This is a genomic window from Citrobacter sp. RHB36-C18 (genome assembly GCF_013814485.1).
Lineage (GTDB): Bacteria > Pseudomonadota > Gammaproteobacteria > Enterobacterales > Enterobacteriaceae > Citrobacter > Citrobacter braakii.
In genome coordinates this window covers 3,438,548-3,457,496 of record NZ_CP057125.1, presented here as the reverse complement: position 1 = coordinate 3,457,496, position 18,949 = coordinate 3,438,548, and the positions used below count along the sequence as shown (strand labels likewise).

The window sequence follows — 18,949 nt, the reverse complement described above, 5'->3', positions numbered from 1 at the left end:
TAACCCTCGTCTACATTCCTGTTATGTGTATTGTTAATACATTGAGTTGTTGGCTATGGTTGGCACGCGGATGTGCTACCCGGTAATAGATTTTTGGAAATAGGATTCCCTTCCGTGCGATGCGGAATTAAAAAAAGTGAGCCGAAAGAAAACCTTTTAAATAATAACCGTGATAATTGTCCTTAAATAAGTCAGTTACGGCTGGCTATAGTGAGAAATGGTGTACTTGAGTCGGGAGTTATTTTTCCCGAGTTTTCTGGCAATGTTGCTTTTGTACGCCCCGATGGTTTTTTCACTTTTTTGTGATGCCCCAGCGATTTGAGTCAATGACCAACCCCGGGCAAGCATCATCATTACGTTAAATTCGTTTGCTGTGATTTTGTTATTTATTTCTTTGATATTACGTGATTTTTTGTTTTGTGATATGCACGTCACGGCATGCAGTAACCGATCAAGGCTGGCGTCTTGATCGAGGAACAGCATGTTCCTCCCGCAAACGGTTTGAAAAATAGAAAAAGTAGCCTCATCTGCCAAAACAATAATTTTTGTGGCAGGGCGTAAAGCCATGTTGCGGATAATCCTGGCATATTTTAAAAAATCTGAGTTGTCAGGATTAATAATGATGCAATCCATTTCATAAGGGATTATGTTGACGGCAGAAAGCGTCTGAGAGGAGTAGTACGCGATATCAATATATAATGATGAACCACGTAGGATTTCACGCATGCCTAGCCAGGGATAAATTGATTCACCCAAAAAAATAGCCTTAGACATAACGATCTCCTTGAAATTTTGGTGCAGGCGGTCGCCTCTTTTTTTAGTCTAAAAAAAGAGTTTCTTGCGACGCATGAAATGTTAATTAAATCTCGTATGACGTTCTTTGGTGTGAACGCATCCTTATTTATTGCAGATTCAACAGGTATTTTCTGTATTAATTTGAATCATTAACTATTCTTAAAGTAGATATTACACTTTGTTAAAATTTAAGATAAATCGTTTATTTCAGCTCTGAGTAAATGATTGATAGATTTCGCTTATGGATCACGCGAATAATGTTTCAGCCATTTCTATAAAGACAGGGTATTCCTATTTGTACTGGAGGGGATTTATATGAAAAATCTTATATTTCAAACAGATAACCATTCTTCTTAATGGGACTATTGGCAGGTAGGAGAATTCTTAATCAAGGCCAGGATAAAGAGAGAGGGGGAGCGGTGGGAGAGAGAAATATTGTCTTATTTGCAGTTATCGACCTAAAATTCGAGTATTTAAGTTGATAACTCTGACTTATCTTAATGGCTAAGAATTTTGTGCTATTTTTATCATTTGGTGCTTAATCTTCAAACCTCGCTTGAAGATGTTGTATTTTCTGCTTGCTATCGCTGATAGCGCTTACCCCGCCAACAGCTCCTGCTCAACCTGTTGCACCTGTTGTTCCAGCGTATTGCGGATTTCCGTAAGCGCCCGTTGTTGATCGGAGAAGTAAGCCTCTTTATCCGTCACGGAGGTGGCAAGGCGCCAGGCGTTCTCAGCTTCCAGTTCGGTAATCTCTTTGAGCAGAGCGTTAATTTGTTCTCTGAGCTGCTGTATTTTGCTGCGTAAATGCTGCAGATCGTTCAATCGGTCACTCGCCATCATCGGTTCGAGGCCGCTTTGCAATTGAGTCAGTAGCGCCCGAACGGCAGCAAGGTCGGCATTTTGGCGCGCCTGGTTAAGCTGCACCATCATCTGATGCGCTTTCTCTTTCAGATCGTCCGCCACCACGTCCGGATGACAAAGACGGCTGGCCTGACGCCACAGGCGTTTTAACTCATTACGCTCTTCAGAAGAAAGTCGTTGGTCACGGCTAAAACGATGTTGCGCATCCTGCTGCTGCTCCTGATATTCATCATATTCATGGCTGGCTTCTTCCTGTGCCTGACGGGCTGCGCTGTCGTCCTGGCGAGAAAAGTCGTTTTCCAGCTCACGAATCTCCGCCAGCAGGGCGGTAATAAGCTCCGTTTGTTGCTGAATTCGTTGACGTGTTTCCACCGATTCGCGCGAATCTGAATTCTGGTTCATCCAGAGCTGCTTAAGCCTGGCCAGTTGATCAACAGCCTGGGAAATATAGTGCTGGCAGGATTGATAGTCTTGTTCCCGGCGTTTTCGCTCCGCTTCCTGTTTGCGCTGGGCGCTGGCGGCGAGCTGTTTACGCAACTCGAGGATCCGGCTCATCAGCGGCCCAAGGCGAAGATGATACAGATCGTTGAAATCATCGAGGATTTGAATGCGCGTGTTGCGCTTATCGATCAGGTCACGCAACTGTGTTTCGAGCGCTTTTAGTTCCAGTTTACTGGCGGCAATGGCAGGATCCTGCCACGTTGAGACTGCCCGTTGAGATTGCAGCCAGGCCGTGATTTCACGTAGGGCATCACTAAAGCGCCGTGCTTCGAGCGCCTGAACGATGGCGCCTGGCAAGACTGACATAGGCTCATTTTTCAGATGATCTACCTGCTGGAAAATAATCTCCTCATCTTCCAGTTCAATAGCGCTTTTGACGATTTCCAGTCGTTTGATGATCTTATTCATGACAGTCGTTGCCTGGCCTGGCTCAAAAACGAGTGGCTGAAACACAGCGGATTCACCCGTTTGAAAATGTTAGAAAAACAGTAAAGCGCATTCTGTGGCCTGCGATGCCTTTTCGTCCAGAATAATTCACTGTAATTATGAACAAACGCAATGCCACGGACACAGAGGGTCCTTATTGCGCCTTGCGACAACCAGGTTGAAATGTTAAAAGAAGCCCCTTCAATAAAAACGACACAGGGGAAGGGCGTGAAAAACGCGTCAACTGCATCTGACACCAGCGTGTCTGATGCCGCGTCAACGAATGAGCCGACGCTTCAGCGGGGGTTGCAAAACCGCCATATTCAATTAATTGCGCTGGGCGGCGCAATTGGTACCGGCCTGTTTTTGGGCATTGGCCCGGCTATTCAGATGGCGGGACCTGCGGTGTTACTGGGTTACGGCGTTGCCGGGATCATCGCTTTTTTGATTATGCGTCAACTGGGCGAAATGGTGGTGGAAGAACCCGTTTCGGGATCGTTTGCCCATTTTGCCTATAAATACTGGGGACCGTTCGCGGGTTTTCTGTCCGGCTGGAACTACTGGGTGATGTTTGTGCTGGTTGGCATGGCGGAACTGACCGCGGCTGGGATCTACATGCAGTACTGGCTGCCCGATGTCCCGACCTGGATTTGGGCCGCGGCATTCTTCGTGATCATCAACGCGGTTAACCTGGTCAACGTACGTCTGTATGGCGAAACGGAATTCTGGTTTGCGCTGATTAAAGTGCTGGCCATTATCGGCATGATTGGTTTTGGCGTGTGGATGCTGTTTTCCGGTCACGGCGGGGAACATGCAAGCATTGATAACCTGTGGCGTTACAACGGCTTTTTTGCCACCGGCTGGAACGGGTTGATCCTGTCGCTGGCGGTGATTATGTTCTCCTTTGGCGGACTTGAGCTTATCGGGATTACTGCCGCAGAAGCGCAGGATCCGCAGAAAAGCATTCCAAAGGCGGTAAACCAGGTGGTGTACCGTATTCTGCTGTTTTACATCGGTTCTCTGGTGGTGCTGCTGGCGCTGTACCCGTGGGTGGAAGTGAAATCCAACAGCAGCCCGTTTGTGATGATCTTCCATAATCTTGATAGCAACGTGGTGGCTTCAGCGCTGAACTTTGTCATTCTGGTGGCTTCGCTGTCGGTATATAACAGTGGCGTCTACTCTAACAGCCGTATGCTGTTTGGTCTCTCTGTCCAGGGGAACGCGCCGAAGTTCTTAACCCGCGTCAGCCGTCGCGGCGTACCGGTGAATTCACTGATCCTCTCCGGTGCTATTACGTCTCTGGTCGTACTGATCAACTATGTCCTGCCGCAAAAGGCCTTTAGTCTGCTGATGGCGCTGGTTGTGGCGACGCTGCTGTTGAACTGGATTATGATCTGCCTGGCCCATCTGCGATTCCGGGCGGCGATGCGTCGTAAGGGACGTGACACGCAGTTCAAAGCGCTGCTGTACCCGGCAGGGAACTACCTGTGTATTGCTTTCCTTGGCATGATTCTGGTGCTGATGTGTACGATGGACGATATGCGCCTGTCAGCTATCCTCCTGCCGGTGTGGATCCTGTTCCTGTTCGTTGCCTTCAAATTGCTGTGTCGTAAGTCCCGCTAAGTTTCTACCGATCCCATCGTCAGGATGGGATCGGATCTTCTCTCAATGTTTATCGTGACCGCTCTCGCAATTTTGCCTTTGCTGGCAGGATCTTTATTTTGTAATCGATTACTTTTCTATTGAATCTATTTTGTAATCGATTACTTTTTAAAGGTGAGGCAAAAAATGGTGTCAACAACCGAAAGTAGTGGAAAACAGAACGTACAGTACCGGCTGCTGGTACCCCGGCTGTCGCTAATGATGTTCTTACAGTTCTTTATCTGGGGAAGTTGGTCCGTCACGCTGGGGCTGGTGATGAGCCAGCACAACATGTCGCTGCTGATTGGCGATGCGTTTTCAGCCGGGCCCATTGCCTCTATTCTTTCGCCGTTCGTCTTAGGGATGCTGGTAGACCGCTTCTTTGCCTCGCAAAAGGTGATGGCGGTGATGCACCTTGCAGGCGCGGCGATCCTCTGGTTTGTTCCGCAGACATTGGTGGCGCAAAACGGTGCGCTGTTGATTGGTCTGCTGTTTGGCTACACGTTGTGCTACATGCCAACGCTGGCGCTTACCAACAACATTGCTTTTCATAGCCTGTCGGATAAAGACAAAACTTTCCCGGTGGTGCGGGTGTTTGGCACCATTGGCTGGATTGTCGCGGGGATTTTTATCGGCGTAACCGGAATCTCGGATACTACCGGCATCTTTACGCTGGCGGCGGTTATTTCTGTGATTCTGGCGCTCTACAGCCTGACGTTGCCCAACACGCCCGCACCAGCGAAAGGACTGCCGGTAAAAGTGCGCGATCTGTTTTGTGCGGATGCTTTCGCCTTACTCAAGGTTCGTCACTTTTTTGTCTTCTCGCTCTGCGCGACGCTTATTTCTGTACCGTTGGGAACCTATTACGCATATACCGCGTCGTTTCTTGCTGATGCGGGCGTTGGCGATGTCAGTACGGCGATGTCGTTTGGTCAGATGTCTGAAATTTTCTTCATGCTGGTGATCCCGTTCCTGTTCAGGCGTCTGGGCGTGAAATACATGTTGTTAATCGGGATGTGCGCCTGGTTTGTGCGCTACGCATTCTTTGCCCTCGGCATCAGCGAAGAGGGCCGATTCCTGCTGTATCTCGGCATTCTGCTGCACGGCGTGTGCTACGACTTCTTCTTCGTGGTCGGCTTTATTTACACCGATCGTATCGCCGGGGAGAAAGTAAAAGGTCAGGCGCAAAGCATGATCGTTATGTTTACCTATGGGATCGGTATGCTGCTTGGTTCGCAAATTTCAGGCGTACTTTACAACCGTCTGGTGGCGGGGCAAACGGTGCCTCAGGCGTGGACCACATTCTGGTGGATCCCGGCAGTGGCTGCCGCAGTGATTGCCGTGATTTTCCTTTTCTCTTTCAAGTATGACGACAAAGAGCAGGCGTAATTTTCAGGAGGGGTTATGAAAACCATCAAGGGGCCTGGCATTTTTCTGGCGCAATTTATCGGGGATCGTCCCCCATTTAACACCCTGGAAGGCGTGGCAAAGTGGGCGGCGGAGCTGGGCTATAAGGCATTACAAATCCCGTGTAATCACAAGTCTTTGTTTGATGTCGAACAAGCAGCCAGAAGTCAGGCCTATTGTGATGATATTCGTGGGATGCTGGCCGGGCATGGGCTGGTGATTAGCGAACTATCTACCCATCTTGAAGGCCAACTGGTTGCCGTCCATCCGGCTTACGATGACGCTTTTGACGGATTTGCTCCGCCATCTGTACGCGCTAATCCGCAGGCCAGGCAGGCGTGGGCCATCGAAACCCTCCACCAGGCCGCTGCGGCTTCGCAAAGGCTGGGGCTGACGGCGCATGCTACGTTTTCAGGTTCGCTCGCCTGGCCCTTCTTTTATCCGTGGCCACCGCATAACCGTCAGCGCTTTGAAGAGGCTTTTCTGGAGCTGGCACGCCGCTGGAGGCCCATTCTCGATCGCTTTGATCATCATGGGGTGGATGTTTGCTTTGAAATCCATCCCGGTGAAGATCTGCACGATGGCGTAACGTTTGAGCGCTTTCTGGCGCTGGTTAATCATCATCCTCGCTGCAACATTCTCTATGACCCGAGCCATCTGTTATTGCAGCAGATGGATTACCTTGGGTTTATCGATGTTTACCACTCGCGCATTAAAGCGTTTCACGTCAAGGACGCTGAGTACCATGCCAGTAGCCGCAGTGGTGTCTATGGCGGTTATCAGCCGTGGCTCGATCGCGCTGGGCGTTTCCGTTCCCTGGGGGACGGTCAGGTCGATTTCAAAACCATCTTCAGCAAGCTCACACAATATGATTTCCCTGGCTGGGCGGTACTGGAATGGGAGTGTTGCCTGAAAGACGCGCAAACCGGGGCGCGTGAGGGGAGCGATTTTATACGCCGCCACATTATTCCGGTTTCTTCACGCGCATTTGATGATTTTGCCGCTGGCGATGAGGTACGCAAATGATACAGGTTGGCATTATTGGCAGCGGTTTTATTGGGCCTGCACATATCGAGGCGTTGCGTCGACTCGGCGGTGTGAACGTGGTGGCGCTCTGTGATAGCTCGCTGGCGGTTGCTCAGGAACGTGCAGATGCTCTTCATATTCCTCACGCGTACGGCAGCGTTGAGGCGCTGCTGGCGCATCCCGGACTGCAGGTGGTGCATAACTGTACGCCGAATCATCTGCATGCCGACATCAATCGGCAGATTTTACGCGCGGGTCTGCACGTGTTTTCAGAAAAGCCGCTGTGTATGACGCCTGATGAGGCTCGTGAACTGGAAACGCTGGCGGAGCAGGGAGGAGTGGTACACGGCGTGAGCTTTGTCTATCGTCAGTTTGCGATGGTACAACAGGCTGCCAGTATGGTCAGGCGCGGTAGCGTGGGGCGTCTGTTTGCCGTCCAGGGGAGCTATTTGCAGGACTGGATGCTGCTGGAAACTGACTACAACTGGCGGGTCGATGCCAAACAAGGCGGCAACTCACGGGCGGTTGCGGATATCGGTTCCCACTGGTGTGACACGGTGCAATTCGTCACTGGAAAACGTATTGTCGAGGTGATGGCCGATCTGGCTATCGTCTGGCCGGTACGAAAAGCCAGCATCGCCAGTAACGCTACGTTTGGCCAGCAAACGGCTGACCTGCAATTTGAGAATAAAGCGGTGACGACGGAAGATTGTGGATCGGTGCTGGTACGTTTTGAAGATGGTAGCAAAGGCTGCTTTAGCGTTTCACAGGTGAGTGCCGGGCGCAAGAATCACCTGAGCTTTGAAATTAACGGTAGCCAGAGTTCACTGCACTGGGATCAGGAAACGCCGCAACAGCTTTGGATCGGGCACCGTCAGCAGGCGAACCAGATCCTGACGGATGACCCAGGATTGATGAATGCGGATGTTGCTGCCAGTGCGCACTTTCCGGGTGGGCATATTGAGGGCTGGCCGGATGCGTTCAAGAATATGATGCAACAGTTCTATCAGGCGGTGCAGGCAGGCAAAATGCCCGCGACGGCTGAGCGTCTATTTGCGTCATTTTCTGATGGTGCGGATGTGATGTATATCATTGATGCGATTATAAAAAGCCATCAGCAGCAGCGCTGGGTATCAGTGCAGCGCTAAACACGCACCCGGTTCGCCGGGCAGTGATTTTATGGTAGCCTCAACGTAAAGCCTAAACCGCAGGACTTGTCGTCGTTATGTCTATTCAAAAAATCGCCCAGCTTGCCGGTGTGTCGGTGGCGACGGTATCGCGTGTGCTGAATCACAGTGATACCGTCAAAGCCAAAAATCGCGAGCGCGTGCTTCAGGCTATTAAAGAAAGCAATTATCAGCCCAACCTGCTGGCTCGTCAGCTGCGTACGGCACGCAGTTCGATGATTCTGGTGATGGTTTCCAACATTGCCAACCCTTTTTGTGCAGAGGTTGTTAAAGGCATTGAAGAAGAGGCGGAAAAGAATGGCTATCGCATTTTGCTGTGTAATTCCGGCTCGGATACCGCCCGCTCAAAATCGGCGCTAAAGCTGCTGTCGGGGAAAATCGTTGATGGCATTATCACCATGGATGCATTCTCAAAATTACCGGAACTGACCACGCTGATTGGCGACGCTCCCTGGGTTCAGTGTGCGGAATATGCTGATAAAGGCGCGGTTTCCTGCGTAGGGATTAACGATGTTGACGCTGCGCAGTCGGTAATATCTCACCTGGTGGAAAAGGGCTATCGACGCATTGCGCTAATCAATCATGATCTGAGTTATAAATACGCCCGGTTGCGCGAACGTGGCTATAAAGCGGCGCTGCATGCGCTGTCGCTTGAGTATCAGGCCGTAGAATACGCCAGCGAGTTAAGTTCCAGTGCAGGAATTGCGGCGATGAAAACATTGCTTGCCGCAGAGGTGAAACCCGACGCGGTGTTTGCCGTATCGGACACGCTGGCCGCTGGCGCGATGCGTGCTATTTTCAATGCCGGATTACAGATCCCGCAGGATATCGCCGTCGTGGGCTTCGACGGTACGGAACTGGCAGAAATGGTTTCCCCACAGCTTTCGACCATTGAGCAGCCCTCACGGGATATAGGCCGCAAAGCGGTAGGATTGCTGCTGAATAAAATAGAAAATCCTGACGCGCAGACGGAAAGGGTGATGATGGACTGGCGCTATATTTCACGCGCCAGTACCTGAGCGTTAGCGTTGAAACGCGCCTGACAGCGCGCGAATATCATTTCCGGTGGGTGACTGATGAATGCGCAAGCCAAATTCTTCGATCACGGCGAATATATGGTCGAAAATATCAGCCTGAATACTTTCATATTCCAGCCAGACCACCGTATTAGTAAAGGCATAAATTTCGATCGGTAAGCCGTGATCGTCTGGCGCAAGCTGGCGCACCATTAACGTCATATCTTTGCGAATCCGCGGATGATGACGCAAATATTCGTTCAGATAGGCGCGGAAGGTGCCAATATTCGTCATTCGACGGTGGTTTAATACCGATTCAGGCGCATCTAACTGCTGATTCCACTCGTCAATTTCCTGATGGCGCGTGGTCAAATACGGTTTCAGCAGGTGCGCTTTATGCAGCCGCTGACGCTCATCCTCATCAAGAAAATGAATGCTGGTAGCATCAATGCTGATGCTGCGTTTAATGCGTCGCCCACCGGAAGCCGACATCCCACTCCAGTTTTTAAAAGAGTCCGATACCAGTGACCAGGTTGGGATAGTGGTGATGGTGTTATCCCAGTTGCGCACTTTTACGGTGGTTAAGCCAATATCAATCACCGCGCCATCTGCGCCGTATTTAGGCATTTCCAGCCAGTCACCCAACTTCAACATATCGTTGGCTGAAAGCTGTATTCCGGCCACCAGCCCGAGGATCGGATCTTTAAACACCAGCATTAACACGGCGGCCATGGCACCCAGACCGCTTATCAATATTGCCGGTGACTGACCTATCAGCAGGGAAATCATCAATATTCCGACGACAATAGCGCTGATGAGCTTGATGCCCTGAAATATGCCTTTTAGCGGCAATTGCGATGCGGCAGGGAATTTTTGCGACAGATTGAGAATGACGTCCAGCAGGGAAAACAAGGACAACAGGGCGTACATCATGATCCACAGCTGTGCGCAGGTTACTAATATTTCTGCTGCTTCACTGCCTTTCTGTAACCAGAGTGCGGCCTGTATATTGACAATGATACCCTGCAGGGTGAATGCCAGCCGGTGAAATAACTTGTTCTGCGTGATGATTTGTAGCCACAGGCGGGAGCTGGCGTTGGCGCGCTTTTCAAATGCGCGTAATACCACCCAGTGCAAAATAACGTGAACAATAATGGCGGTGATAAAAATAATGCCAAAAATCATCACCAGTGAGGTGGTGTGATTTATTTCAATGCCGAGTTCTTCTACCTGAGATATCAATTCCTGCATAACGTCTCCTTAATAAACAGCGGTCTATGATGACCGCTGTGTAGAGCTTATGCAAATGCGGGGATTAAACTTCCGTCAGTGTTGTTTCCAGCGGCAGACGAGATTTTGGCAGCGCGGCGTTGAAATCTTCTACGCTGTGATGACCCACCGGGACCACAACTACGCTGGTGAAACCTTTTTCTTTCAGGCCAAATTCTGCATCCATCACCGCCGCATCGAAGCCTTCGATCGGCACCGCATCCAGACCCATCGCCGCCACGCCCAGCAGGAAGTTACCGACGTTCAGATACACCTGTTTTGCCATCCAGTGGTTGTCATCTTTCAGCTCTTTGCGATGCATGTCGGCAAAGAAGGTGCGGCCTTTGTGGTTTGCGGCTTTGGCTTCAGGGGTGGCGAAACGGCCATCGCGATCTTCTTGATCCACCACGCGCTCCAGCCAGGCATCGTCCATCGCCGTTTTGGCGCAGAACACCACGACGTGGGAAGCATCCAGCATTTTACGTTCGTTGAATACAAAACCGCCGGCTGCGGATTTCGCCACGCGCGCTTTACCTTCGTCAGTGCTGGCAACGATAAAGTGCCACGGCTGAGAGTTGGTGCTGGACGGACTAAACTGCAGCAGCGTTTTTAATTTTTCGGCCTGCTCAGCGGTTAGTTTTTTATTCGGATCGAATGCCTTAGTGGAGTAACGTTTTAAGGCGACAGAAACAATATCCATAACTACTCCTGGTGATTTTTCATACCCTGCGGGTGCGTTTTGTTTCAGCAGGGTACAGGGTTAGCAAGAAAAAGATAAGACAGGAAAATGCAAAAACACTTATCGGAGTTAACGATAAATCAACCTGGACGCAGGCGTTTTTGATCCCGCTTCGCCAGGCCGTCTACGACGCGATGCCATGAATCATTTACCAACTCCGTCAGTAATGACTCGGTAATGTCGTCGCCTGGGTAGACCGATATCCAGTGCTTTTTATTCATGTGATAGCCGGGTTCAATGCTGGGGTAGATCTGCTGGTTTAACAGTGACTTTTGCGGATCGGCTTTCAGGTTAACCAGCGGGCGTCCGCGAAGCTCTGAGACCAGCATAAAAATTTTGCCGCCGACTTTGAAGACATCGTATTCCGGGCCGAATGGCCAGCAGTGATCGGTAAAAGGCAGTTCGAGCGCAAGGCGCTTTGCACAGGCATGTAAAGTCTGGCCGTCCATTATTTTTCCTCACGGGTGAGTGCGCGCCACATCGCCTCAAATCCCATCGAAATATATTCTTTTGCGCGAGCCGCATCGCGGGCGGCGAACTCCATGGTGGTCTCTGCCAGAGAAAGAAACAGCGCGTCGCCAAAGGCGCGATACTCGTCAGACATAAACTCAGGTCGTACGGAGCGATGACAAAGATCGCGCAGTTCCGGGAACATATCGTCAGCCTGCTGTTCCGTTTCTTTGCTGATTTTCTCGCTGACGGCCAACTGGCGAATCGTGCGATGCCCGCAGGTATGGTTCAGGCCCCAGCTAATGTAGCTGTTCCAGATGTAGTGAGTCATGGTTTTGGCATCGGTCACCGATCGATCCAAATTTGCCATCATCGACTGACAAAGGTCTTGCTTCAAAAAGAGGTAAAGCTCGTTGATCAAATCATCTTTGGTCGCGAAATAGCGAAACAACGTCCCCTCCGCAACCCCTGCATTGCGGGCTATCACGGCGGTAGATGCCGCAATGCCTGATTGTGCAAATGCTGTGGTTGCAGCTTCCAGTAATGCCAGTTTTTTGTCTTCACTCTTCGGACGAGCCACTACACTTTACCCTTAAGTCTGTAAAAAACATGATTGAATCACGGCCTTTGCAGCACCGCAACGGCGAATGTCAAAGATTGAAAATCATCTTGACGGCGAACTTTCGATTTCTATAATGAGTGCTTACTCACTCATAATCAAGAGTCAGTCGCGCAAACCAGCGGAAAGGGGCGCGTTTAAGGTCAGGATATGAAGCGTCTCACAGTTTGTGTGGTTGTTATTATGCTTATTGCCGCAGCTGCAAGTTTACCGTTTGTACTCAATGCCGGGTTTGGTCAGGCCCCGCAAGGGGCACAACTGAGTTTGGTTGAACAGTCACCTCACTATCGTGATGGACAGTTTCATAACCAGGTGCCGACACCGGGCTATACCGGCAACAAAGGCATGCTGGCGGCCTGGTGGGAGTTTCTGGTCGCTAAGCGTGATAATGCGCGCCCGGCGCAGCCGTTACCGCTGGTGGCAACCGATCTCGCCGGACTTTCGCCACAGCAGGATACTCTGGTCTGGCTGGGCCACTCCTCATGGTATTTGCAGCTGGCGGGTCAACGTATCCTGATTGATCCGGTATTTAGCAATTATGCCGCACCGTTTTCATTCCTGAACAAAGCCTTTGCCGGGGATTATCCGTGGACTGCGCAGACGATGCCGGAGATCGATCTGCTCATTATCTCGCACGATCACTATGACCATCTGGATCTCGCCACTATCAAGGCGTTAATGCCGAAAATTAAGCGAGTGATTACGCCGCTCGGCGTAGGGTCGCATCTGCGTTACTGGGGGATGCGCAGCGAGATAATCGAAGAGCGGGACTGGAATCAGTCCGTCAGAGTGACGGATTCGCTGATCGTTCATGTGCTGCCTGCTCGTCATTTTTCGGGGCGCGGTATCAAGCGCAACCAGACGCTATGGGCGAGCTTCATGTTCGAAACGCCGGAGCAGAACGTTTATTACAGCGGAGATTCCGGCTATGGACCGCATTTTAAAGCCATCGGTGAGCAGTTTGGCTCGGTTGACTTGGCGATTATGGAGAACGGTCAATATGACCAGGACTGGAAGTTTATTCACATGATGCCAGAAGAGACGGCGCAGGCTGCGGCCGATCTGCATGCGAAAGCCGTGTTGCCAGGGCATGCCGGCCGTTTCGTTCTGGCGAAACATACCTGGGATGATCCTTACAAACGACTGGCGCTTGCCAGCCGTCGTCAGGATTACCGACTACTGACGCCAATGCTGGGTGAACCGGTAATTCTGTCCGAACCGGACCAACCGTTTACGGCCTGGTGGCAACAGGCGACTCAATGAATACAGGGGAGAGCATGATGACGATTTCTGCTCAGGTCATTGATACGATTGTTGAATGGATTGATGATAATTTGAATCAGCCATTGCGCATTGATGATATTGCACGCCATGCGGGATATTCCAAATGGCACCTGCAGCGTCTTTTTATGCAGTACAAAGGTGAAAGCCTCGGGCGCTACATCCGCGAGCGTAAGCTGCTACTGGCGGCGCGCGATCTACGCGATACCGACCAGAAAGTGTATGACATCTGTTTGAAATACGGATTCGATTCGCAGCAGACCTTTACGCGAATTTTCACCCGTACGTTCAGCCAGCCGCCGGGCGCGTATCGCAAAGAAAATCATAGCCGAACGCATTAACGGCAAAGGGTTCTCGCGGGCCTAATCCGCCAGCGAGAACCAGCGCCGCCAGATAAAACGCAGTACAAAATATTCAATCACCCCCAGCAGTAAAAACCACAGACAAAACAGCAAAGTATAAAATTGGTTGAGATCCATTAGATGAAAGGTGGCGACGAGTTTTTGCGCCAGCACAATGCCCAGTGAGGGGGCGGGCAGCAGCAGGCAAGACAAAAAAGCCAGTAGCAGGATCCCTGCGGCGGTCATCAGTGATTCAAGCGGGTGTTTCATGGCATTGTTAAACTTGAGTTAAAAAGCCATTGTCCGGGATCTCTGTGGGCAACGCAAACGCCACGCTTACAGCCCGGCCCAAATCTCACAATGTTTTTTCACCAGACCACTCAGTGATCCGCCGTCGGCGACGAAATCACGCATGCTCTGCGCTTCATCATGACCATTTTTAACCTGCAGGCGTAAGGATTCAATCGCGCTGGTCGCGCCTACTTTGTCCGCAGAAGCGGCGACATTCTCCAGTAGCCGTAGCGTGTCATCTGACAGGCGGTGCCCATCGCCAGTATTGACGTCGGTGATGATTCCCGCCATGCCAAAGCGGCAGGCCTGGAAACGGTTAAATTTATACAGCAGGTAATCACGCTCCTGGTGCTTGAATGGCCGTTTAGTGAGCAACCATTGGGCGGTAGCCTGAATAAGTCCCGCCATATTGACTGCGTGTTCAAGGGTTAGCGGAGTGTCCATGACGCGAACCTCTACCGTACCAAAGTGCGGGCTGGGACGGATATCCCAGTGCAAATCTTTAATGCTATCAATCATGCTGGTGTAAGCCAGTCGACGAAATAACCCTTCAAATTCCTGCCAGTTATTCACCCACGGCATCGGGCCATTATCGGGAAATCCGGAGAAAATATTCAGCCGCGCGCAGGCAAACCGCGTGTCGGACGTTTGCATATAAGGTGAGGCGGCAGAGAGCGCAATAAAATGGGGAACAAATCGCGACAGGCCGTGCAGGAGATAAATAGCATCATCGCCGTTTGCGCAGCCGATATGCACATGTTGGCCGAATACCGTCGCCTGCTGAATAAGATAGCCAAAATTTTCCAGGTTGCGCCGATAGCGTTCGTCATCGCAGACTTCCTGACGTTGCCATTTTTGAAACGGATGCGTACCGCCGCCACAGATGGCGAGGTGATGCTCGGCAGCAACCCGTGAGATTATCTGCTGCATGGCGGATAATTCAGCACTCGCCTGGTCGATATTGCGACAAACCCCGGTCGCCATCTCCAGCATACTTTCAGTGATATCGTGCTTTACTTCTCCGGCGGTGAGCAGCGGCTTTACGGCGTCAATCAGTCGGGAAGAGTCCTGGCTCAGGTCGTAGCCCGGAGGATTGACCACCTGCATTTCCAGTTCAATGCCTAACGTAAAAGGGTCAGAAACATGAAAATCGGGTAGGGACATAGTGTTCTCTTCAGCGTTGATTTTTAATCAGTATAGACGCGTCATCTTGCAAGCTGCATATAGAAGGGCCGCTGAATTTCTGTTCGTTGTCAGAAATCCCCCCGCGATGCTTTGAAGGCGAAATGGCCGGTGTTATAACTATTTTTTACTTCGCAACAGGGGTTGAATCGTGCCGGAAATTAATCTTTATGGACAGACCGTCGGCGATATTGTGCCTGACTGGAATGGTGCTGCCGTGCTGCCGCGGGAAGAACTTGCAGGGCAATATTGTCGACTGGTTCCCCTGGATGCCGACAGCCATGCCGCCGATCTGTTTGATGCTTACGCGCAGGCGCCAGACGATCGCGACTGGACCTGGCTTGCAAGTTCTCGTCCCACGAGCGTTGAGGCCACAGCTTGCTGGGTAGAGGGCAAATCCACGGATGCATCTCTGGTTCCCTATGCTGTCATTGAACAGCGTTCCGGTCGTGCGGTGGGACTGGTGTGCTTTATGGCGATCGAACGGGAGCATGGTTCGGTTGAAATTGGTCATGTAACCTGGTCACCGCGCATGAAAAATACGGTACTCGGCACCGAAAGCATCTGGCTGTTGCTGCGCCAGGCGTTTGCGTTGGGCTATCGTCGCGTGGAGTGGAAATGTGACTCTCTGAACACGGCTTCCCGTCGGGCGGCGGAGCGCCTTGGGTTTATCTTCGAAGGACGTTTTCGCCAGAAGATTGTGCGCAAGGGGCGTAATCGCGACAGCGACTGGTTATCGATGATTGATAGTGAATGGCCCCAGTGCGACGCTGTTTTGCAGCGCTGGCTGGCTGCCGACAACTTCGATGAAAAAGGGCAGCAACGCCGATCGCTGGCGGCGTGTCAGCAACAGTAGCTCGCTTTTGAAGAATTAACAGTGCGCCCACAGTCAGTTATGGCTGCGGGCGCATTTATCATTAGCGTTGATTTATTAACGGGTTTGCCAACGGGTGCGTTCGACGGCTCCTTGCCATTCATGCCAGCGTTTTTGCAATCTCCCATGGCGCGCCATGTTTGGCTGGAACGATACGTGATCGGGCAGATAATCTCGCAACTGGCTGGTAGATGCACCCTGCAGCTTCTTGCGTGCCAGCAATCCGGCACCGATAGCGGAAAGTTCAGGGATATCGCTGCGCATCACCGGACAGCCCAATAAATCGGCTTGATACTGCATTAGCCAGTCATTTTTTGTTGGCCCGCCATCAACCATTAACGCGCTGAGTCGAAAACCGTTGTGCTGACGCATCGCTAAAACAACATCGGCAATCTGATAGGTAATCGACTCCAGTGCCGCACGTACCAGATGTGCGCGTTTCACTCCGCGGCTGAGACCGTGAATCAACCCCCGGGCATCTTCATCCCACCAGGGCGCGCCCAGCCCAGTAAGTGCCGGAACAAAATAGACGCCCAGCGTGGAGTCAACCGTGGCGGGCAGCGTATTGAGCTCATGAAGCAGTTGCTCTTCCGGTAATTCGCTTAGACCTGTGCTATCGGCCATCCATGCGACGGCATCTCCCGTATGCGGAATATTACCTTCCAGTCCGTAGACCAGGGTGTCACCGTCATGCCAGGCTATGGTCGTTGCCAGCGCGCTCACCTCGGACTGCGCCGAGAATACGGGTGCCATAACGGAAGATCCGGTGCCATAGGTCGCTTTGACGCAGCCTTCCATACCCAGCCCATGGGCAAAAAGCGCAGCATGAGAGTCGCCAATCATCGCCAGAATAGGGATTCCATCAGGTATCCTCTCCAGACCTTTTGTTACGCCAAAATGGTGGCTGGAAGGGCAAACTTCGGGCAACGCCTGCTGCGGAATACCGAATAGAGCCAACATCTCGTTATCCCATTGTCCGCTGTTGAGATTGAGCAACTGCGTGCGTGAAGCGTTGGAGATATCGCAACGAAATTCCTCGCCGTGCGTTAAGTTCCACAGTAACCAGCTATCGATGGTCCCGAGACATATTTCCCCTTGCTGTGCGAGCGTCATACCGTTGGGAACTGACTCCAGCAGCCAGCGCATTTTAGAGGCGGAAAAGAGTGGGGCAACGGGTAATCCGGTGATGGATTTTATGTACGCCTCGTGCCCCTGTTCACGTAATGCACGGCAAAAATCGGCCGTGCGCGAACATTGCCAGGTGATAGCAGGGCCGAGAGGGCGACCGCTGGCACGATACCAGCCTATCGCCGTTTCACGTTGATTGCTGATCGCCAGCGCTGCGACGCGTTGTGCGCCGACGCAGGTAATGGCTTGTGCCACAACATCCAGCGATGCGTCCAGAAGTGCATCACCTGACTGTTCAACCCAGCCTTCACGGGGCGTGTGGATCGCCAGCGCGCGGGAGAACTTCGCGACCACGTTTCCCTGACCATCCAGCGCTACGGCTTTGGCATTGGTGGTGCCTTCATCAAGCGCAATAATAATGTCTTTTTGTGCTGACATTGTTTTCTCCAGCCCTTCGGTTTCCCTGAGTATTAGCGATGGAAAAAGGTATCCACCCCGAGATAGCGGGTGAAAGCTTCATGTAGCACCTCTGCGCTGGCGGAATGGTTCATTGCCACGTGATGCTCAAAGCCATTATGACAAATCCATGCCAGTAGGTTCTCCAGATGAGGTACCTGGATTACCGCTCGGCAGCCGACAGTGTCCAGCGGATCGTCAACCGATAGTCCTTCGCCGACGTAGGCTTTGATTTCGCCGGTTAAATCGTCGGTACTCAGGCGGAAGTAGGTCAAGGCACCGCTTTTCATACGACCGTGAACTGCACCGCAGGTGTTCTCTTTACCGACGGTGGTACCGATGATATCCGCCGTCCCCATCTTCGGGCTGTCCAGACTGGCTGATGCGAAATTACCGCAGTGAAAAAGAACGCATTTATCACGATCGTCGCCGAAATTATTATTCCAGTCGGCAATGGACGCTGGACTTAAGTTGCTGCTGGCGAGGGCGTACATTGACAACGCGCCCATCACATCCACTTCGCAGGCACTGGGCATTAACTGCCCGGACATCACGCTCATGATTGAGCACACGTTGATGCCTAAATTTTCCTGCAGCGAGGTCCAGCACTGGATGGCAGTCGTATCAATATCATTAGCGATAACCCATTCGCTGATAACGACAAACAGTTTTGCCATGGTGACCAGTTTGTCGGCTGGAATGGCGCTGGCGTCGGCGTTATCCATCAACAGGCGGCGTTTTTCATCCACCCGGATATCGTCGTCGCGCAGTCGTTTGATGCGGGTAAAGACTTCAGACAGATCCAGTGTTTCAACGGCAATACCCAGTCTTTCGAGCAATTTTTCGCTGTAACGGACGGTATTAAACCCGGCTGGACGTGCGCCGATAGCGCCGACGCGAACTCCGCGCATGCTGGCGACCACGCGACAGATTTGTTCGAAACGTTTCAGGTCTTGTGCAAACACCTCGCCTGACAGGTCGCAGACATGCTGGGTGGTTAGCGTAAACGGAATACCGTACTGGCGCATGTTATTGCACAGGGAGATCTTGCCGCAGAAGCTGTCACGGCGAGTGGCAAGCCCCATTTTATCCAGGTTGTCTTCCTGCGCCTGGATCAGAACCGGGACATCTAAACCGGAAAGTCGCAGCGTTTCCGCTATCGCTTTTTCATCGCCAAAGTTCGGCAGTAGTACCACCACACCGTGAATCTTGTCGCGGTGAGCGCGGAAAAGTTCAGCACAAACTTTCGCATCCTGACGGGTTTCAACACCGCCGAGTTCTGTCTGCGTTTCGTTGAGCATTATGGTGTTAATGCCCAGCCGCTCAAAGAGCACGCTGGCTTGTTCGCGGGCTTCAGCAACCAGATAGCTCGGGAAAAATCCCCGATTGCCAATAATCACCGCCATGGTCAACTGATGAGGAATTCGTGACATCGCTTTCTCCAGTAAGTGTTCTG

The 18,949-nt window shown here is 51.6% G+C and carries 18 protein-coding genes; 8 read left to right on the top strand and 10 right to left on the bottom strand.

Going from position 1 to position 18,949, the window contains the following annotated elements; all coding sequences use genetic code 11:
- Positions 1 to 195 precede the first annotated feature (195 nt).
- On the bottom strand, positions 196 to 774 hold the full coding sequence (locus tag HVZ52_RS16635; RefSeq protein WP_046275129.1) for a LuxR C-terminal-related transcriptional regulator: 579 nt from the start codon (positions 772 to 774) through the stop codon (positions 196 to 198).
- Positions 775 to 1,392: 618 nt separating this feature from the next.
- The gene (locus tag HVZ52_RS16630) at positions 1,393 to 2,568 is read right to left on the bottom strand and encodes a DnaJ family molecular chaperone (protein WP_016152164.1); all 1,176 of its coding nucleotides are present in this window, start codon (positions 2,566 to 2,568) and stop codon (positions 1,393 to 1,395) included.
- A 246-nt stretch (positions 2,569 to 2,814) separates the two neighbouring features.
- Between HVZ52_RS16630 and pheP the strand changes: the two genes are divergently transcribed.
- The 5 genes from pheP (at position 2,815) to HVZ52_RS16605 (ending at position 8,866) form a co-directional block, all read left to right on the top strand.
- Positions 2,815 to 4,209: a phenylalanine transporter gene (pheP, locus tag HVZ52_RS16625; protein WP_032931079.1), complete on the top strand. Its 1,395-nt coding sequence runs from the start codon at positions 2,815 to 2,817 to the stop codon at positions 4,207 to 4,209.
- Between the two features lie 165 nt (positions 4,210 to 4,374).
- Positions 4,375 to 5,616: an MFS transporter gene (locus HVZ52_RS16620; RefSeq protein ID WP_181598484.1), complete on the top strand. Its 1,242-nt coding sequence runs from the start codon at positions 4,375 to 4,377 to the stop codon at positions 5,614 to 5,616.
- A gap of 15 nt (positions 5,617 to 5,631) precedes the next feature.
- Entirely contained in the window at positions 5,632 to 6,660 is a 1,029-nt protein-coding gene (locus HVZ52_RS16615; protein WP_047358057.1) for a sugar phosphate isomerase/epimerase family protein, read from the top strand.
- Positions 6,657 to 7,808, top strand: coding sequence for a Gfo/Idh/MocA family oxidoreductase (locus HVZ52_RS16610; protein ID WP_181598483.1), 1,152 nt, complete (start codon positions 6,657 to 6,659; stop codon positions 7,806 to 7,808). The genes HVZ52_RS16615 and HVZ52_RS16610 overlap by 4 nt, the downstream gene beginning before the upstream one ends.
- A gap of 77 nt (positions 7,809 to 7,885) precedes the next feature.
- Entirely contained in the window at positions 7,886 to 8,866 is a 981-nt protein-coding gene (locus tag HVZ52_RS16605) for a LacI family DNA-binding transcriptional regulator (RefSeq protein WP_016155936.1), read from the top strand.
- 3 nt (positions 8,867 to 8,869) lie between these two features.
- Here HVZ52_RS16605 and HVZ52_RS16600 read toward each other — a convergent pair whose 3' ends face one another.
- From HVZ52_RS16600 to HVZ52_RS16585, 4 genes are all read right to left on the bottom strand, one after another.
- Entirely contained in the window at positions 8,870 to 10,114 is a 1,245-nt protein-coding gene (locus HVZ52_RS16600) for a mechanosensitive ion channel family protein (protein WP_016152170.1), read from the bottom strand.
- A 64-nt stretch (positions 10,115 to 10,178) separates the two neighbouring features.
- On the bottom strand, positions 10,179 to 10,832 hold the full coding sequence (gene nfsB / locus HVZ52_RS16595; protein WP_047415091.1) for an oxygen-insensitive NAD(P)H nitroreductase: 654 nt from the start codon (positions 10,830 to 10,832) through the stop codon (positions 10,179 to 10,181).
- A 119-nt stretch (positions 10,833 to 10,951) separates the two neighbouring features.
- Positions 10,952 to 11,320 (bottom strand): MmcQ/YjbR family DNA-binding protein, encoded by a 369-nt coding sequence (locus tag HVZ52_RS16590; protein ID WP_181598482.1) that lies wholly within the window; start codon positions 11,318 to 11,320, stop codon positions 10,952 to 10,954.
- Positions 11,320 to 11,901: a TetR/AcrR family transcriptional regulator gene (locus tag HVZ52_RS16585; RefSeq protein ID WP_016152173.1), complete on the bottom strand. Its 582-nt coding sequence runs from the start codon at positions 11,899 to 11,901 to the stop codon at positions 11,320 to 11,322. The genes HVZ52_RS16590 and HVZ52_RS16585 overlap by 1 nt, the downstream gene beginning before the upstream one ends.
- A gap of 189 nt (positions 11,902 to 12,090) precedes the next feature.
- Here HVZ52_RS16585 and HVZ52_RS16580 point away from each other — a divergent pair, with 189 nt between their 5' ends.
- Complete coding sequence (locus tag HVZ52_RS16580) at positions 12,091 to 13,203, top strand: MBL fold metallo-hydrolase (RefSeq protein ID WP_016152174.1); 1,113 nt, start codon at positions 12,091 to 12,093, stop codon at positions 13,201 to 13,203.
- Positions 13,204 to 13,220: 17 nt separating this feature from the next.
- On the top strand, positions 13,221 to 13,562 hold the full coding sequence (locus HVZ52_RS16575) for a RamA family antibiotic efflux transcriptional regulator (RefSeq protein ID WP_003021996.1): 342 nt from the start codon (positions 13,221 to 13,223) through the stop codon (positions 13,560 to 13,562).
- A gap of 21 nt (positions 13,563 to 13,583) precedes the next feature.
- On the opposite strand, the gene HVZ52_RS16570 is transcribed toward HVZ52_RS16575, so the two are convergent.
- Together HVZ52_RS16570 and HVZ52_RS16565 are read right to left on the bottom strand one after the other, a co-directional pair.
- Positions 13,584 to 13,832: a DUF1158 domain-containing protein gene (locus HVZ52_RS16570; protein ID WP_016152175.1), complete on the bottom strand. Its 249-nt coding sequence runs from the start codon at positions 13,830 to 13,832 to the stop codon at positions 13,584 to 13,586.
- Positions 13,833 to 13,898: 66 nt separating this feature from the next.
- Positions 13,899 to 15,017 carry a YbdK family carboxylate-amine ligase gene (locus HVZ52_RS16565; RefSeq protein WP_109017287.1) on the bottom strand — a complete coding sequence of 373 codons (1,119 nt, stop codon included), beginning with the start codon at positions 15,015 to 15,017 and terminating at the stop codon, positions 13,899 to 13,901.
- 169 nt (positions 15,018 to 15,186) lie between these two features.
- On the opposite strand from HVZ52_RS16565, the gene HVZ52_RS16560 reads away from it, so the two are divergent.
- Entirely contained in the window at positions 15,187 to 15,891 is a 705-nt protein-coding gene (locus HVZ52_RS16560) for a GNAT family protein (RefSeq protein WP_103765988.1), read from the top strand.
- A gap of 75 nt (positions 15,892 to 15,966) precedes the next feature.
- Here the strand turns inward: HVZ52_RS16560 and HVZ52_RS16555 are convergent, their stop codons facing one another.
- Together HVZ52_RS16555 and HVZ52_RS16550 are read right to left on the bottom strand one after the other, a co-directional pair.
- On the bottom strand, positions 15,967 to 17,475 hold the full coding sequence (locus HVZ52_RS16555) for an FGGY-family carbohydrate kinase (RefSeq protein ID WP_047358062.1): 1,509 nt from the start codon (positions 17,473 to 17,475) through the stop codon (positions 15,967 to 15,969).
- Positions 17,476 to 17,507: 32 nt separating this feature from the next.
- Positions 17,508 to 18,926, bottom strand: a complete 1,419-nt coding sequence (locus HVZ52_RS16550) for an L-fucose/L-arabinose isomerase family protein (protein WP_181598481.1) — start codon at positions 18,924 to 18,926, stop codon at positions 17,508 to 17,510.
- Positions 18,927 to 18,949: the final 23 nt, after the last annotated feature.